Genomic DNA, 16,454 nt, shown 5'->3' on the forward strand with positions numbered 1-16,454 from the left:
AAAAAGGACGGTAAGCTCGATAGTTAATGTTGGGAAAAATATTATCCATATATTCAACCTTTTCCAACCATCCGCTATCAATTTTGCCGATATTAATATCTTCGTAAAGCTTGTTAAATCGCATCAAGTGGGAACGAGTTCTTCTGACAGCGTAAGGAACCATCGTTCCCGTTCGCATAATAAATGCCCAGTCGGAGGATTGTGCTAAAAGTAACTCTCGTGCGGCTTGATTGAGAGCTTTAGATTCTAATTCATCTTCTGCTTCGCGCTTTGATAACTCAATCATCCGTTCGGCAGCTTTATGCAAATGTGGGTAAATCCACGTATTAGTTTCATTTAACCAATACTCGTGGAACCCCTTGTGTCCCCAACTTGATTGAGAAGGACGACAAACTTGTTGTTCGGGATTGCTCCGCAAGTAATCCGATAAATGAGTCATTTTATAGGTTCCTTGGTCAAACCAAGACTTGCGGTAAAGATAATCAATAAACCAAGGTCCTTCGTACCACCAATGTCCGAACAACTCCGCATCATAAGGAGAAACCACAATTGGAGGACGATGCATCATATTCTGGAGATGTTGAACTTGACGCTCGCGGTTGAACATAAAGTTAGAAGCGTGTTCTGCGGTTTTTTCCCTTGCCCAGTAGGGATCGTAAAGCTGCTTGTCTCCCAGTCCTAAACCACGACCAGTAATTTTGTGATATTTAATCCCCGTATTTTTACGCTGACCGTTAGGCATGATAAAAGGCTTGATATAGTCGTATTCAGCCTCCCAACCCAAATCTTTATAAAATTCCCGATATTCCGCAGCACCAGGATAACCGACTTCAGAAGACCATACTTGTTGAGAGGATTCATGGTCGCGTCCAAAGGCTGCAACACCAGTTTCTGTAAAAATAGGAGCATAAGTTCCAAACTGAGGACGAGGACGAGCATATAAAATACCATGTCCGTCAGTAAGGAAATAACGCAATCCAGCATCCGCCAGCATCCGCTCTAAACCTTCAAAGTAAGCGCATTCAGGCAGCCAAATACCAGACGGTGGACGACCAAAATTTTCTTCGTAATGGTCTACCGCTACCTGAATTTGCGCCCAAACCGCTTGGGGATACATTTTCATTAACGGTAAATAACCGTGAGTCGCACCACAGGTGATGATATCAATATTGTTAGAATCTTGAAATTGTTTAAAAGCAGTTACCAAATCGCCTTTAAACTGTTCCCAATATTCTCTAGTGGCCTTAAACTCGCCTTTGTAATACTCAGCTAGATACTTAACGTGACCATTTTGCTCGTTATGTTCAATTTCTAGCTCGATTAATTCTTGCAGTTTCGCTAAGTGTTCATCATACCGTTCTTGCAGTAACGGATCGCGCAGCATTGAGACCAGAGGTGGTGTCATGCTCATCGTGATTTTAAAATCAATACCGTCCTGCTTCAAGCCCTCGAAGACTCGTAATAGAGGAATGTAAGTTTCCGTGATTGCTTCATAAAGCCATTCTTCCTCCAACACATAGTCACTTTCCGGGTGACGAACGAAGGGCAAATGTGCGTGAAGTACAAGCGCAACGTAGCCAGTAGACATAAGATTAATTCCGAGCGGGTATGTATTTATTGATAGTTGTGATTATACAGAAGCATCCCTTCGCAAGGCAGATTTTTGTCCGATACCCTTTGTTATCAGGTACGGAATAAACAAAGCCTGCGAGCATTTTTACCCGCAGAAGAAATACTTCTGGTTAGTCAGAAGTTAACAATATTTTAAAACTTTATGGTTATTCCTAAGCTATGACCGATCAGATTTTGGATTTTAGATTTTAGATTTTGGATTAAAGGTTAGGAGTTAGGAATTTTAGATTTTGGATTTTGGATTTTAGATTTTGGATTTTAGATTAGAAATCTTTCTCCTTGTCCCCTTGTCCCCTTGTCCCCTTGTCCCCATCTCCCCATCTCCCCATCCCCCCATCTCCTTGTCCCCTACTCTTCCGCTTCGTTATACAATTCCTGTAATGTTTGCTGCTGCTTCTTGCGAGAAACACGACGATACTTTTTGCTTTCTAGCATCGGCTCGTATTGTTGTTGTCCTTTTCCTTTGCTTTTTAACTTCAGGTTAGATTCTGGATCTGCTTGCTGTTTAAGCCAAGTTTGATGTTCTATTGCTTCTTCTAAAAACTGTAGATAATCTTCGTAGCGTTCCCAATCCCCCCGCACTACACAATCGGGTTCGTCTCGATGGAAACAGTTGCTAAATTTACAGCTACCGTTTTTTAATCTTTCTGTTGCTTCGGGAAAATAATTTACTAGTTCTTCCGGGGTACAATCTAAGTCCGGCTGATTAAAACCTGGAGTATCGGCGAGTAAACCACCTCCAGGAAGCTCAAATAATTCTACGTGACGGGTGGTATGTCTTCCACGAGCTAGTTTACCGGAAACGGATGCTACCCGTAAGTTAGCGTTGGGAATTAAAGTATTGATTAAGCTAGATTTTCCTACGCCGGAAGCTCCAGCAACTACAGTAATTTTACTGTCGAGAATCTTTTCAACAGCGTTGACATTTATACCTTTATAAACGCTGATAAATATGGGCTTATAACCCCAACTACTTAGACGTTGGTTAATTTGCTCTTGCTCTTGAGAGGTAATTAAATCACTTTTATTCAAACATAAAATTACATCTACACCTGTTGACTCACCTTTCACTAAAAAGCGGCTGAGTTGGTAGGGTTCCAAGGGAGGGTCTGTAACCGCAAACACTAATAATATTTGATTGACATTGGCGATCGCCGGACGGTCGAGTTGACTTTTTCGGGCTAAGACATCGGCGATCGCCCCACTAGCATCAGTCCAATCTGGTTCTTCGACTATGACGCGATCGCCAACCATTACTTGCTGACCAATTTTTTTTAAACGGGTTCTGCGCGTACATAAAAATAGCAGGGGATTGGGGTTGGATGAAGTAGGGGCAGAGCAGGAATGTCCCATTTTGTCCCCTAGTCTCCCCATCTCGTCTCGATCAAGCTGCACTCGGTAAAAATTAGCTTGTACGGCAACCACCGTACCTAGCAATCCGGATGTTAATAATACTTCGCCGTTCATGAGTCATTCGCTGGACGGCGTACTAATAAAGAAAAATATCCAGAACAGTCGGATATTTGTTCGATTTGATAACCCGCCATTGTCAAGCTATCGGGAACCTGCTCAATTGGCTCTCCTGGGTCTAACCAGACCTCTAATAACGCTCCCGCTTGCATTTGCTGCAAACGAATCTTTGTCCGCACAAAATTAATCGGACAAGGAGTTCCCCGTAAATCAAGCTGAGCGTCGGGAGTTGAAGGTGAAGATACACTCATTATTAGTTAAACAATTTTCCCAAAAATCCTTCTAACCCACCTTTTCCGGTGCGGTCTCCTTTAATTTTAGCTAGTTTTTCGAGCAATTCTCTTTCATCGGGTGTTACTTTTGTCGGAATATCAATCAATATTGTAATCATGTGGTCGCCCCTACTAACAGGATTTCCCAAACGCGGTACACCACGATTTTCCAATTTCATCACTGTATTGGGCTGAGTTCCCGGCGGAATAATCATTTCTACAGGACCATCTACAGTACTTACTTCCAACCGACACCCCAAAATTGCTTGAAGATAGCTAACTTTCAATTCTGAAAGTACGTTAATACCTTCACGCTGGAATTCTTCATCTTCATTTACAAATAAGTAAACGTATAAGTCTCCAGGCGCACCACCCCGCGTTCCGGCATCTCCTTCGTTAGATATGCGTAAGCGCGTACCATTGTCAACCCCCGCTGGAATGGTAATTTTAAGTTTCTTGGTAACTTGATTTGCACCCTTACCTTCACAAGCATCGCATTTTTCTTCAACTACCATTCCTTGTCCGTTACAGGTGGGACAAGTCGAAACTTGGGTAAAGCTGCCAAAAGGAGTGCGAGTGACGCGACGAACTTGACCAGAACCGCTACAGGTCGAACAAGTCCGGGGACGAGTACCGGGTTTAGCACCAGAACCGCTACAAATGTCGCAGGTTTCTAGATGGGAAATCCGAATTTCTTTTTCACCACCAAAGACCGCTTCCCGAAAATCTAGCTTCAAATCTAAGCGCAGGTCATCACCCCTAACTGGTCCGCTGCGTCGTCGTTGGGATTGACCGGCCGTACCTCCAGCAAAGCCACTAAAAATGCTTTCAAATATATCGGCAAAACCGCCCATATCGCCGAAATCTTGGAAACCAGCAGCACCAGCACCGGATACTCCTTGTTCTCCAAAACGGTCGTAACGAGCGCGGGTTTCTGGTTCTGAAAGCACTTCATAAGCGCGGTTGATTTCTTTAAACCGCTCTTCGGCTCCCGGCTCTTTGTTCACGTCTGGGTGATATTTCCGGGCTAAGCGGCGGTAAGCACTTTTCATTTCTTCTTTGTCGGTGTCACGAGAGACACCCAGAATTTCATAATAGTCGCGAGCCATATAGCAAAGGTAAAAGTTAAAATGTTAGGAGCTAATATACAGTTACTAGGTCAGGCAGAAGGCAGAAAGTTAAGTTTTATTATTAATTATTGATTTTACCCTTTGCCTTTGATAAAAATCACCCTTCGGGTTTCTCCGGAGGAGACGCTTTGCGATCGCTAGGCGATCTCACAGCAAATATTAAAGTACAGATGTTGCCATCGTTTCAACGACATTTATCAAATAGCCGTTGGGGCTGACTCTCTTATAATTGTGCTACGCGGAGGTGCAATAAGCAGACCAAATATTGAAGGGCTAGCCGCACTTATTGGTGTGGAAAACCCGCCATTTGGTTTTTTTTATGGCATCCAAACTATGTAATACGATGTAGCAATGCTGGAATTGCTTTTTATAATTTAGCAAATATGGATGATAAACAACACAAGGTCTCTCCCACCGAGGTGAAAGAGTAAAGTCCTGGACGGGTTTTCTTCCGACAAAGCTTAACATTTCCTGACATCCAAAACTACACTAAAAGAGTAGTCCAAATTCAAGCAATGTCAACCAACTATGTACCACCAAGAGTGGCTGCTCAAAGACTGGGAGTCTAAACAAAAACCCTTGAAAGATGGCTCGAAGCGGGGAAAATCGAAGCGATTAAAACGCCGGGAGGGCAAAGAAGATACGACTTGGACTCAGTTGTCTCTATTCGACCAGGTTTGAATAAACTGATAAGTACTAACGCAAAATTATTTATATAATTACTCGTGAGTAATATAAACCTTCCCTATTCCCCCCAACCCTATTCCCTCCCCAGACGAAATGTATAATTTATTTTGCACGAGTACTTATCGCTTTAATAGTTAAACTAAAAGTCGTTGTTTAATCTATAGCCTCGTAATCGTTTTGGATTGTATTATCCTCTTCAAAATCAAAGTTAAATTGTGGTGCGAAAGCTTCTTTTGATGCTTCGCTATCTTCAGTAATTTCCGGGTTATCAACTGGTTTAACTGCATCTTCATTAGTTTCGTTGTTGGCACGGCTGTATGCTTCGGCACCAATAGCAAATAGAGTTTGTTGAAACTCATCTAAGCTTTGTTTGAATTCTGCTACAGTTATTCCGTTCTTTCGCATTGCATTTTGCAATTTCGCTAACTTTTCATCAATAGAAACTTTAAGATGTTCGTCGATTAGATCGGCATTGCAGGCTAAGTTCAATTCATAACTATGTAAAAGAGTGTTAGCTTGGTTTGTTAATTCAATTAACTCTAAGCGTTTCTTATCTTGATCGGCATAGGTCTCAGCTTCTTGACGCATTCGTTCCACTTCGCTCTGACTCAAACCACCCGTATTAGTAATCCGAATGCTTTGTTCTCTACCAGTACCTTTGTCTTGAGCGCCGACTTTGAGAATACCGTTAACATCAATTTCAAAAGATACTTCAATTTGCGGTACACCCCTCGGAGCCGGAGGAATTCCATTTAAAAGGAATTTACCCAGACTTTTATTGTCCCGCGCCATTGCTCTTTCACCTTGAAGGACGTGAATTTCCACCGAGTTTTGTCCGTCAACCGCTGTGGAAAATACTTGGGATTTGCTAGTCGGAATTGTAGTATTGCGTTCTATGGTTTTAGTAAATACTTCCCCTAAAGTTTCGAGTCCCAAGGATAAAGGAGTCACATCCAAAAGTAGTAAATTATCGACTTCACCACCCAAGACCCCGGCTTGAATTGCAGCACCAAGCGCTACTGCTTCATCGGGATTGATTGAACGGTCGGGGGCTTTGCCGTTAAAAAACTTCATCAAAGCATTCTGTACCGCCGGAATCCGAGTAGAACCACCAACTAAAATAATCTTGTCAATAATCTCAGGCTTGAGGTCTGCATCTTTGAGTGACTGAGCCATTGGTTCGACAATAGCTTGAATCAAATGACTGCTAAGTTCTTCAAATTTGGAACGGCTAAGCTCCATTTCTAAATGTTTAGGTCCGCTTTCATTAGCAGTAATAAACGGTAAGTTGATTGAAGTACTTGCCATAGTCGAAAGTTCAATCTTGGCTTTTTCCGCAGCTTCCCGTAAGCGTTGCAGCGCCATTTTATCTGGAGCAAGGTCGATTTTTTCTTGCTGTTTAAAAAGCTCCATCATCCACTGGACGATACAGTTGTCAAAATCGTCCCCACCAAGATGATTGTTACCACAAGTGGCTTTTACTTCAAAGACTCCATCCCCAAGTTGCAGGATCGAAACATCAAAAGTTCCACCTCCCAAGTCGAATACTAAAATCAACTGTTCTTCATCTTGTTTATCTAAACCAAATGCTAAAGCCGCAGCAGTTGGCTCATTGATAATTCGCAGTACTTCCAATCCAGCAATTGTGCCAGCGTCTTTAGTGGCTTGTCTTTGAGCGTCAGTAAAATAGGCTGGAACTGTAATTACAACTTGAGTGACTTCTTCCCCCAAGAAACTTTCCGCATCCTGCTTTAACTTTTGTAAAATCATTGCGGAGACTTCTTGAGGGGTGTAGTTACGTCCGCGAATTTGGACATCAACAGTATCGTCTCGACCTTTAACACAGCCATAGGGTACGCGAGCGCGTTCGTCTTGGGTATCATCCCAACGACGACCGATAAATCGCTTAATGCTGAATATAGTGTTTTCCGCATTAGTTACTGCTTGGCGCTTTGCCAAGGGACCGACCAAGCGTTCGTCGCCTTTACCAAAACCAACAATGGACGGAGTAGTGCGTCCACCTTCTGAATTAGCAATCACTTGGGGTTGCCCACCTTCCAAAACTGCGACACAACTATTGGTAGTGCCTAAGTCTATCCCAATAACTTTTCCCATAACTATCGATATTTTTACTGATTAATTCTAAAAAGCTGCGATCGCAACGATAATGGTCGAACAGTTTCCGCAATTTAAAACAATGTTCTGTATGGGAAATTCGATCCCAGATGGAGAATCATTCCCTTAAAAAAAGAAATTTTTCTTCATAATCGTTGCGAACGAAAAGCGCGGATGAGTTACTAGATAGATTGGGATGCGATGCTCGCCCTTGGGAATTAACCCAAAACAGTTTTGGTTAGTTTAAATGGCCGACTTTCAAGCACTTGCTTCCCCAAGCTGATTTTCTTCAGAAGACATATCTTCCTGCGGAGCAGCCACCTTTACCATTGCATGACGTAGCACGCGATCGCCAAGAAAGTATCCGCGTACTAACTCTTCTAACACTGTTCCTTCCGGATATTCATCCGTAGGTTCGCGCATTACTGCTTCATGTTCTTTGGGGTCGAACTGCTGACCTTCTGGACGCATTGGCGAAACACCTAAGCGTTTGAGACTGTCTACTAGCTGTTTGTAAACGCCTTGATAACTTTTGTGAATTGCCATTTCCCCATCATTTTGGGGTTTAATTTGCGCTCGCGCTCGTTCAAAATTATCAACTATTGGCAATAATTCTGTAATCGTGTTGCGCTTGACCTGTATTTCTGAATCTTCTTTTTCTTTGAGCGTGCGTTTGCGATAATTTTCAAAATCTGCCGCAATTCGCATATATTGAGTGCTACGGTCATCTAATTGCGCTTTTAAAGCCTCAATTTGCTCCGATGTACCAGCATTTGATTGAGCAGTAGCTTGAGTCGCTCCGGCACTATCGTCTATATTCACCGTGGTCTCAGTTGTAGCTTGCTCGTCAACATCACTGTTGGAAATATTAGAATTTTGTAGAGAGTCACTGTTCATTACTTAAATTACCTCTGTTTGTTCGCCGTTGGGACACTGCTGTTAATATTCACTCATTATTCTCTAACCATTTTGGGATACTTTACAGGGTAGTTTTCCCAACCCCATAAAACAACAGCTTACACATTTAATTGCTTTGGGGAATGGAGTCGTATGTGGTATCACCGTCATGTATTATGACAAATGCTAAACCGGAATGATGACTTTCTTGCTAATTGCTTATTTGATACGATTTTTTCTGATAAATTGCCAGCCTACCTATATTAGGGAATGGGTTTAAATTTATATTTAAAACTATAATTACTGCTTTTTACTGCTTTTTTCTCAAAGAAACCATTTACATCAAAAATTACTGCTAGAAGCGGTATATAAACAACCGCCACCGATGCGATCGCCGGTGATAAAAAAAGTCAATTAGGAATCACCGACCTTTTGCCATAAAGGTGATTTTTGGGCTTAAAAAAAATTTTAGCTAAGTTTTCTTGGTTTGGATGAAAATTCTGCACCCCTGCTTGGGAATACTTGAACCATAGGTTTGTGCAGCATCCATTATTTCAATATATGACTTATTCGTCACAACAAAGGCGCAGTACTGCTCTGAGTGTCAGATCGGAATTTTCGCCTTTCGGTAACAAACTGGTTCAATCTGGCTTTGTTGACAACGGCCAAATGAAGCAGGCACTTATAGAAAGCCGCAAGTCCGGTAGACCTTTAACTGAGGTTATCGAATCAATTGCAGGACGGCAACTATCGCCAGAGCTACTTCGAGAATACAAAAAGCAACAGCTATTTGAACTTAAAATTCTTTATGGTGTAGAGTTCCTCGATCCGGAAGTTAGCCAGGTGGGCGTAACTTCGGTGGGAAGCTTGATTGAGACTCTTATCCCGGTGGATATTTGTCGTCGTCATCGTTTAATTCCATTATCAAAACACGAAGACCAAAACCCACCATCCGTTTTAATCGCGATGGTAGATCCAGATAATCTGGAAGCTTCCGACGATTTGAACCGGATTTTGCGTCCCCAAGGCTTCAGTTTGCAAAGAATGGTAATTACCCAAGAAGATTACCAACAGCTAATCAACCAGTTTTTGGATGAAATGGCTGTCAAACAGAAGCACATAGAAAAGGAAAAATTTACCGACATTAATCAAGATTTAGAAAATCTCGATAATCTCGATATAGAAGATGCTCCTGAAGAAGCAGAAGCTGACTTAGGTTCGGCTATGAAGGGTGCCGAGGATGCCCCAATTATCAACTTAGTAAATAGAATCCTCGCCAAAGCTTTACACGAAGCGGTTTCCGATATTCACATCGAACCCCAGGAAGAAAACCTCCGCATTCGCTTTCGTAAAGATGGTGTATTAAGTGAGGCTTTTGACGCTTTACCAAAAAAAATCATTCCCGCAATTACAGCGCGGTTCAAAATTATTGCTAACTTAGATATCGCCGAACGTCGTCTTCCCCAAGATGGACGTATCCGGAGAATGTTTGAAGGACGCAAAGTAGACTTCCGGGTAAATACTTTACCCAGTCGCTACGGTGAAAAAGTGGTTCTGCGGATTCTTGATAATTCCTCAACTCAATTAGGTTTAGATAAATTAATTACCGATCCGGAGACGCTGCAAATTGTCCAAGACATGGTTAGCCGTCCTTTTGGCTTAATTTTAGTTACCGGACCGACTGGTTCTGGTAAAACAACGTCTCTGTATTCCGCCCTTGCCGAAAGAAATACTCCTGATATCAATATCAGTACTGTTGAAGATCCGGTGGAATATAGTTTACCTGGGATTACTCAGGTGCAGGTAATTCGGGAAAAAGGACTGGATTTCGGTACTGCTTTACGGGCATTTTTACGACAAGACCCTGATGTATTACTCGTGGGTGAAACCCGAGATAAAGAAACCGCTAAAACAGCGATCGAAGCAGCTTTAACGGGTCACTTAGTATTAACTACCCTGCACACCAACGATGCTCCTGGTGCGGTCGCTCGTTTAGGAGAAATGGGTATTGAATCTTTCATGATTTCCAGTTCTTTAATCGGAGTTTTGGCACAGCGTCTCATGCGTCGCGTGTGTTCGGAATGTCGTATTGAGTACAATCCTACACAGCAGGAACTCGCACGTTACGGTTTATCAGCATCTCAAGAAGTGGATGTCACTTTTTACAAAGCTAATACTCTTACCATAGACCAAATCCAAGAAGCAAAAGCGAATAATCACCTGTGTGAAAAATGTGGTGGTATTGGTTATAAAGGACGCTCCGGTGTTTACGAAGTCATGAGAATTACCGAACGCATCCAGACTTTAATCAACGAAGAAGCACCAACGGAACTAATAAAAGAAGCAGCTGTAGAAGAAGGAATGAAAACTCTACTTGCTTACAGCTTGGATTTGGTACGTCAAGGAGCAACCACCCTTGAAGAAGTGGAACGGGTAACGTTTACCGATACAGGTTTGGAAGCAGAGTTAAAAGCTAAGCGTAAGAGTGGTTTGACCTGTACAAATTGCGATGCTCAATTGCAGCCAGAATGGTTAGATTGTCCTTACTGTATGACATCTCGCTTTCAAGATTAACGGTCGGAAAGTTAAGAGTTAGGAGTTAGGAGTTAATAAGAACTAATAAATAGCTAATAACAAATCTTAAAAAATAAGTAATAAACAAAAGGTGCAAAAAAATGGACATGATGATTGAAGATTTGATGGAACAAATGATTGAATTGGGAGGGTCGGATATGCATTTATCCGCTGGTTTACCTCCTTACTTTCGGATCAGCGGTAAACTTACACCTTTTGGTGAAGAAGCTTTAAGTGCCGACCAGTGTCAAAGATTAATTTTTAGTATGCTGAATAACTCTCAGCGTAAAATTCTCGAACAAACTTGGGAGTTAGACTGTTCTTACGGTGTCAAAGGATTGGCACGTTTCCGGGTGAATGTTTACAAAGAACGCGGTACTTACGCTGCTTGTTTGCGAGCATTAAGTTCTAAAATTCCCAACTTTGACAAATTAGGTTTACCAGATGTTGTCCGAGAAATGTGCGATAAACCTAAAGGGCTGATATTAGTCACAGGTCCTACAGGTTCGGGTAAAACAACTACTTTGGCGGCAATGATTGACTTAATTAACCGTACAAAATCAGAACATATTTTAACAATTGAAGACCCGATTGAGTTTGTTTACGAACCTGTTAAAAGTCTGGTTCACCAACGCCAATTAGGTGAAGATACTAAAAGTTTTGCTCATGCTTTGAAAGGTGCTTTACGTGAAGATCCAGATATTATTTTGATTGGAGAAATGCGGGATTTAGAAACAATTTCTCTAGCTATTTCCGCAGCAGAAACTGGTCACTTAGTCTTCGGAACTTTACATACTTCTTCCGCAGCACAAACCGTTGACAGAATTATCGACGTTTTTCCCCATGAAAGACAAACTCAGGTGCGGGTACAGTTATCTAACTCTCTAGTTGCGGTATTTAGTCAAACCTTGGTACCCAAGAAAAACCCCAAACCTGATGAATTTGGTCGAATCATGGCTCAAGAAATCATGATTATTACCCCTGCTATTTCTAACATGATTCGTGAAGGTAAAACTGCTCAAATTTATTCGGCAATTCAAACCGGAGCGAAATTAGGAATGCAAACTTTGGAGAAAGTTCTTGCTGATTACGTAAAAGCAGGAGTTATTTCCTTTGAAGCCGCAATGTCAAAGACTTCTAAGGCAGATGAAATTCAACGATTAATTGGTGGAGTACCCACAAATGGAAAAGCCGCTGTAAGACATTAGTTTTTCACAATATTACTGGTAGTTAGCTATAAGTTTTTGACTAACTACTAAGTATTTTTTCATCAAGCAAGTGAAAGTTTTGAAAAGAAAATTTGAATTTTAAACTATATAAATTATGCCAACTTTTGTCGCTCGGGTTCGCGATTCAGAAGGAAAATCCAAACAAGAAAAAATTGTTGCTGACTCCTTAGCACAAGCTCGTACTGAGTTAAGACAGCAAGGTTTTGTGATTCAAGACTTAAAAGTATTTAAAGGTTTCGATCTTGCTAACGCTCTCGATTTAACAAAACTGCAAGACAAGTTTGCGACGGTTTCTGTTAAAGATAAAGCAGTATTTTCTCGTCAATTTGCTGCGTTGACAAATGCAGGGGTCGCAATTGTCAGAAGTTTAGGAGTACTTTCCGAACAATGCAGCAATCCTAAATTGAAAGCTGCACTTTTAGATATTAGTAGCGAAGTGCAAAATGGTGTTGGTCTTTCCGATGCAATGCGGAAGCATCCTGAATGTTTTGATGGTTTATATGTCAGCATGATTCAAGCTGGTGAAGTCGGTGGTGTTTTGGATGAAGTTCTCAATCGCTTAGCCAAATTATTAGAAGATGTCGCTCGATTGCAAAACCAAATCAAATCCGCAATGTCTTATCCTACCGTAGTGGGCGGTTTAGCAGTCATCATTTTTTTGGCAATGACTATTTTTCTAATTCCCATTTTTGCCAATATATTCAAAGACTTGGGAACAGAATTACCTGCTCTAACGCAGTTTATGCTCTGGATAAGTGGTGTTCTTACAAGCTGGAGACTTTTTGTACTTATTGGTATTGTTGTCGGAGCAAAAATTTCTTTTGACCTGTACTATAAAACACCTGTAGGTCAATTAAATATCGATGCACTTTCCTTAAAATTACCTTTGTTCGGCGACTTAATTCAAAAATCAGCAATTGCTAGATTTAGCCGGACTTTTGGTTCTTTGACTCGTTCTGGAGTACCTATTTTAAGCTCTTTAGAAATTGTTCGAGACACATCAGGAAACCAGGTAATTGCTAATGCGATCGATGCTGCAAGAAGTGAAGTTCAACAAGGAGGCATGATTAGTATTGCTTTACAAAAAGAAAATGTGTTTCCGATTATGGCAATTCAAATGATGAGTATTGGAGAAGAAACCGGGGAATTAGATGCGATGTTAATGAAAGTTGCCGATTTCTATGAAGATGAAGTTGAACAAGCTGTAAAAGCTCTTACTAGTGTTTTAGAACCAGTCATGATTGTGGTGATCGGTGGTATGGTTGCTATGATTTTGCTGTCGATGTACTTACCCATGTTTAAGGTCTTTGAAGACTTGGGATAAAACAATTATCAATGTTAGCGAAGCGTGGCGGAACGCCATACAGTTATCAATTATCAATTAAAACAGTTAATTGATAACTCCTAACTCCTAACTCCTAACTCCTAACTCCTAACTCCTAACTCCTAACTTATTTTATGCCCGTACAAAAATCTCACTACGAAATTAGCTTGACGGAATATAGCGATCGCTTATCTACTGTTGCTCTTCTAAAGCAGCACCGTCCTTATTTAGAAATGATTCCCAGTTTACGTCGTCCCGATGAAAGTCTTATTACTATTCCTCTACCAATTATCCGCATTCGTAAAACTGAAATAAATTTACCGCAGACAATTTGTCTACCCTGCGATTTAGCAATTTTGATGTGTGACCCCGAATGGAAAATTAAAACAGGGGTGGAAATTCTTGTTTTTATTCATCGTCCCGATGAGGATTTTTCTGACCTTTTAAAACGATGGCGGCAATCTCAAGTATGGTTGGATAAGGACTATGAATGGTTGATGCCTTTACGTCATAATCATATTTTGACTGAAGGAACTAATGCTATATATCCTTTGTTCGTAGTATTTTCAGAAACATCAGAACGAATTAAACGTGGTTTAGTAGGTGCCGATCTTCCTTTTGTAGTTCAAACGGGATTTCTTTTGGATGAAGAAAAGAGTGAGGTTGAACGGCAACTAGGAAACAAGGAATAATGAATGAGGAATATATAGCCTGTTAAATCTTTCAAAAAAATAAAATAATAATCTCATAGTTGATTTAAACATTTATATCAATTCGTTTACAATTCATAAGTATTTTTATGTATAAATTAGCCGAGTGTAAATATTTTTAATGTTTTAAAAATTATGTATAAATATAAATTATATTTCCTTGGTAAAAGTCCGTAAAAAATAACTAATCCCGTATCTATGCTCTGAAAAATTCTATTACTGGTTTTTTATCCTTCAGTCTAAAGACGTATTTTCAATATTAAAGACAAGTAATCCAAATTCGGCTTCTTATGACTTTTATCGCCACAAACTAGTCATAATCACTGGTTCTTTAGATATTTTTTCTAACTTTTAAGGTCATACTTTGGGCTATACCCTAGATCTATACCTTACGAGATAATTATGATAGGCTGCCATATTTTCAGCTTGACTAATGATCTTAGTTAAGAGAAACTTACGTATAACTGATGCAAGTACTTATAAAAGTAATAATTTTTGTAAAGAATATGAGATTTATATTTCGAGGGATGGAAAAGTATTTATTTAATGAGTGATTTTATAGTTAGAGATAAAGTGCTGTTGTTTTAACCAGAGCTTGATTTCTGGTAAAAGGGCAACAGACTCAAACCACAATCAATATGGTTGGTCAAAAGCATGGAGACATTAGAATTTATAATTTATCCAGACGGTAGAGTACAAGAAAAAGTGACTGGAATAGTTGGTGCTTCTTGTGCTGAAGTTACTGCGGCTATTGAAGCGCAATTAGGAATTGTACTAACGAATGAGCCAACCTCAGAATATTTTGCTAACAACGTGTCTCAAAGCAATGTTGCGAATACCACCGCAACCAGCGACTGGTAATCAACTCAACTTAATCATTTATCACTGCTAACGAAATATTATGTCACACTTTAGCCAGATTAAAACTCAAATTCGTAATATTGAATCTTTGAAAGATGCTCTCACCGATTTAGGTGTAGCTTGGAAAGAAGGTTCGCATTCCTTGCGCGGCTATCAAGGGATTTCCCACACTGCCGAAATTGCGATCGAGCAAAAAAATGGCTACGATATCGGCTTTAAATGGAACGGAAAAGAATACGAATTGGTAGCCGATTTACAGTATTGGGGGCAAAATCTTTCTGTAGAAGGGTTTTTACGTCAAGTTACACAACGTTACGCTTACCGCACAGTAGTTAAAGAGACTGCAAAAGCTGGCTTTCAAGTTAGCGAGCAACAGCAGAATCAAGATGGTTCAATTCGCTTATTAGTGCAGCGTTGGAGTACATAATGTCTGATTTTTTGCCACCAGAAGAGCAAGATAATCGTTCTGGTTGCGAACCGGAATTAGGCGGTTTTTTGCGAGATAGTCCCCAACGTTCTGGCTTAGAACCGGAATTGGGCGGTGTTTTGCGTCAAAGGGGTGTATATGTCGATGAAATTACCTGTATTGGCTGCAAGCACTGCGCTCACGTTGCTCGTAATACTTTTTACATAGAACCAGATTACGGGCGATCGCGGGTTATGCGTCAAGATGGCGATTCTGAGGAAGTAATTCAAGAAGCGATCGATACTTGTCCTGTCGATTGCATTCACTGGCTTGATTATACAGAACTTAGAAGTCTTGAAGAAGAACGTAAATATCAGGTAATTCCTGTAGTTGGGTATCCGGTTGAAGGTGCAGTTATTGCATCTCAACGTCGTCGGAACAAGCGAAGATTAAAGAACAAAAAGTCTCGGTTTTAAAAATTAATATTTTGACTTATTAAAAAGGGCTGCATTTGCAGCCCTTTATTTTTATTATTAATTGTTTGATTATTTGATTATTATTTTATTGCTAAATAACAACCTAGAATTCCAGCCGCCTATTACTGGATTATAAAGCTGACGATAGACGGATGGAAGATAGCTGAAAACTCATAGATTCACTAGGAAGAAAGACTTGATAGCTGCACTTAAAGACGCAAAAAGAAATATGGAATTGGTTGTTTTACCTATTTTCAACTGCGTCGATCGCGAGTTTTCAGCAATGTTTAACTTAAGACAGATACTTCTCCAAAGTATTAGCTAATGTAGTTTTAGGAACTGCACCAACGACCATATCAACTTTTTGCCCACCTTTAAAAATCATTAATGTAGGAATACTGCGGATACCGTACTGAGAAGCAACATTAGGATTCTCATCAGTATTAACTTTAACAACCTTTATTTGACCTTCATATTGGGAGGAAATTTCATCCACAACGGGGGCTACCATGCGACACGGACCACACCAGGGTGCCCAAAAGTCAACTAGCACGGGAACTTCGCTATCGAGTACTTCCTGCTTAAAGGTGGAGTCTGTAACTTGTGTAGCTGATGACATACCTTAAAACCTTGTAATCTGATGTTTTTGATTTTTGTGAAAATTCTACCAC

General features: G+C 40.6%; 14 protein-coding genes. 7 read left to right on the forward strand and 7 right to left on the reverse strand.

All coding sequences use genetic code 11. The features are described from left to right. The 6 genes from VB797_RS15665 to grpE form a co-directional block, all read right to left on the reverse strand. Positions 1 to 1,588 (reverse strand): glycoside hydrolase family 57 protein (locus VB797_RS15665; protein WP_323238632.1); only part of this gene is annotated, 1,588 nt, incomplete at its 3' end. A 392-nt stretch (positions 1,589 to 1,980) separates the two neighbouring features. Continuing rightward, entirely contained in the window at positions 1,981 to 3,099 is a 1,119-nt protein-coding gene (rsgA, locus tag VB797_RS15670; protein ID WP_323238633.1) for a small ribosomal subunit biogenesis GTPase RsgA, read from the reverse strand. Further along, positions 3,096 to 3,353, reverse strand: a complete 258-nt coding sequence (locus VB797_RS15675) for a sulfurtransferase TusA family protein (protein WP_323238634.1) — start codon at positions 3,351 to 3,353, stop codon at positions 3,096 to 3,098. The genes rsgA and VB797_RS15675 overlap by 4 nt, the downstream gene beginning before the upstream one ends. A 2-nt stretch (positions 3,354 to 3,355) precedes the next feature. Continuing rightward, a complete protein-coding gene (gene dnaJ, locus VB797_RS15680; protein WP_323238635.1) occupies positions 3,356 to 4,483 on the reverse strand; it encodes a molecular chaperone DnaJ in 1,128 nt (375 codons plus the stop codon). Positions 4,484 to 5,344: 861 nt separating this feature from the next. After that, entirely contained in the window at positions 5,345 to 7,306 is a 1,962-nt protein-coding gene (gene dnaK / locus VB797_RS15685) for a molecular chaperone DnaK (RefSeq protein WP_323238636.1), read from the reverse strand. Between the two features lie 258 nt (positions 7,307 to 7,564). Further along, positions 7,565 to 8,203: a nucleotide exchange factor GrpE gene (gene grpE / locus VB797_RS15690; protein ID WP_323238637.1), complete on the reverse strand. Its 639-nt coding sequence runs from the start codon at positions 8,201 to 8,203 to the stop codon at positions 7,565 to 7,567. 561 nt (positions 8,204 to 8,764) lie between these two features. On the opposite strand from grpE, the gene VB797_RS15695 reads away from it, so the two are divergent. The 7 genes from VB797_RS15695 to VB797_RS15725 all read left to right on the forward strand — a co-directional run bounded on the left by VB797_RS15695 (position 8,765) and on the right by VB797_RS15725 (position 15,783). Beyond that, positions 8,765 to 10,777: a GspE/PulE family protein gene (locus tag VB797_RS15695; protein WP_323238638.1), complete on the forward strand. Its 2,013-nt coding sequence runs from the start codon at positions 8,765 to 8,767 to the stop codon at positions 10,775 to 10,777. A 101-nt stretch (positions 10,778 to 10,878) separates the two neighbouring features. Next, positions 10,879 to 11,985 carry a type IV pilus twitching motility protein PilT gene (locus VB797_RS15700; protein WP_323238639.1) on the forward strand — a complete coding sequence of 369 codons (1,107 nt, stop codon included), beginning with the start codon at positions 10,879 to 10,881 and terminating at the stop codon, positions 11,983 to 11,985. Between the two features lie 115 nt (positions 11,986 to 12,100). Next, the gene (locus VB797_RS15705) at positions 12,101 to 13,330 is read left to right on the forward strand and encodes a type II secretion system F family protein (protein ID WP_323238640.1); all 1,230 of its coding nucleotides are present in this window, start codon (positions 12,101 to 12,103) and stop codon (positions 13,328 to 13,330) included. A gap of 134 nt (positions 13,331 to 13,464) precedes the next feature. Further along, positions 13,465 to 14,022: a hypothetical protein gene (locus tag VB797_RS15710; RefSeq protein ID WP_323238641.1), complete on the forward strand. Its 558-nt coding sequence runs from the start codon at positions 13,465 to 13,467 to the stop codon at positions 14,020 to 14,022. Positions 14,023 to 14,694: 672 nt separating this feature from the next. Then, positions 14,695 to 14,901 (forward strand): DUF2997 domain-containing protein, encoded by a 207-nt coding sequence (locus VB797_RS15715; protein ID WP_323238642.1) that lies wholly within the window; start codon positions 14,695 to 14,697, stop codon positions 14,899 to 14,901. 40 nt (positions 14,902 to 14,941) lie between these two features. Beyond that, complete coding sequence (locus tag VB797_RS15720; protein ID WP_323238643.1) at positions 14,942 to 15,328, forward strand: DUF1257 domain-containing protein; 387 nt, start codon at positions 14,942 to 14,944, stop codon at positions 15,326 to 15,328. Then, positions 15,328 to 15,783 (forward strand): ferredoxin, encoded by a 456-nt coding sequence (locus VB797_RS15725; protein WP_323238644.1) that lies wholly within the window; start codon positions 15,328 to 15,330, stop codon positions 15,781 to 15,783. The genes VB797_RS15720 and VB797_RS15725 overlap by 1 nt, the downstream gene beginning before the upstream one ends. 292 nt (positions 15,784 to 16,075) lie before the next feature. Here the strand turns inward: VB797_RS15725 and trxA are convergent, their stop codons facing one another. Continuing rightward, positions 16,076 to 16,402: a thioredoxin gene (gene trxA / locus VB797_RS15730; protein WP_323238645.1), complete on the reverse strand. Its 327-nt coding sequence runs from the start codon at positions 16,400 to 16,402 to the stop codon at positions 16,076 to 16,078. Positions 16,403 to 16,454: the final 52 nt, after the last annotated feature.

The organism is Rivularia sp. UHCC 0363 (assembly GCF_034931125.1).
GTDB lineage: Bacteria > Cyanobacteriota > Cyanobacteriia > Cyanobacteriales > Nostocaceae > Rivularia.